General features: G+C 41.6%; 1 protein-coding gene. It reads right to left on the bottom strand.

Annotated features, from left to right (window positions below; translation table 11 throughout):
* The coding region (locus EOD40_RS18050; protein WP_449404216.1) for an HYR-like domain-containing protein at positions 1–449 on the bottom strand (449 nt) is incomplete at both ends.

Raw genomic sequence — 449 nt, 5'->3', positions numbered from 1 at the left:
GCTCAATACCGGAGCCGTTGTATCTTTTACAGTGATTGTTTGAGATTTAGAAGATTCATTACCACAAGCATCTTTAGCCGTCCATGTTCTGGTTAAAGTATAGTTGCTAGCACAGTTTCCGTCAGCTCTTACTTCTTTGTAAGTTACTACAGGAGCAGCATCACAATTATCAGTAGCCGTTAAATCAGCAGCAGTAGCAGTTGGAACCGCAGAACACTCTACAGTTACATCAGCAGGAGCATTGCTCAATACCGGAGCCGTTGTGTCTTTTACAGTGATTGTTTGAGATTTAGAAGATTCATTACCACAAGCATCTTTAGCCGTCCATGTTCTGGTTAAAGTATAGTTGCTAGCACAGTTTCCGTCAGCTCTTACTTCTTTGTAAGTTACTACAGGAGCAGCATCACAATTATCAGTAGCCGTTAAATCAGCAGCAGTAGCAGTTGGAA

This window comes from Flavobacterium sufflavum (assembly GCF_004016525.1).
Classification (GTDB): Bacteria; Bacteroidota; Bacteroidia; order Flavobacteriales; family Flavobacteriaceae; genus Flavobacterium; species Flavobacterium sufflavum.
Note: the sequence above shows the minus strand (reverse complement) of the source record. Positions and strands in the feature narration are given on the sequence as shown.